This is a genomic window from Vibrio sp. 811, assembly GCF_033339195.1.
In genome coordinates, this window is the sequence record NZ_JAWOUB010000691.1 from 1 (window position 1) to 580 (window position 580).

At 54.0% G+C, this 580-nt stretch carries 1 protein-coding gene; it reads left to right on the top strand.

What is annotated here, in order from left to right; translation table 11 throughout:
• Window positions 1-58 precede the first annotated feature (58 nt).
• Window positions 59-580 (top strand): IS6-like element IS26 family transposase (locus R7Q46_RS28860; protein WP_048231192.1); only part of this gene is annotated, 522 nt, incomplete at its 3' end.

Genomic DNA, 580 nt, shown 5'->3' on the forward strand with positions numbered 1-580 from the left:
TGTTGCAAATAGTCGGTGGTGATAAACTTATCATCCCCTTTTGCTGATGGGGCTGCACATGAACCCATTCAAAGGCCGGCATTTTCAGCGTGACATCATTCTGTGGGCCGTACGCTGGTACTGCAAATACGGCATCAGTTACCGTGAGCTGCAGGAGATGCTGGCTGAACGCGGAGTGAATGTCGATCACTCCACGATTTACCGCTGGGTTCAGCGTTATGCGCCTGAAATGGAAAAACGGCTGCGCTGGTACTGGCGTAACCCTTCCGATCTTTGCCCGTGGCACATGGATGAAACCTACGTGAAGGTCAATGGCCGCTGGGCGTATCTGTACCGGGCCGTCGACAGCCGGGGCCGCACTGTCGATTTTTATCTCTCCTCCCGTCGTAACAGCAAAGCTGCATACCGGTTTCTGGGTAAAATCCTCAACAACGTGAAGAAGTGGCAGATCCCGCGATTCATCAACACGGATAAAGCGCCCGCCTATGGTCGCGCGCTTGCTCTGCTCAAACGCGAAGGCCGGTGCCCGTCTGACGTTGAACACCGACAGATTAAGTACCGGAACAACGTGATTGAATGC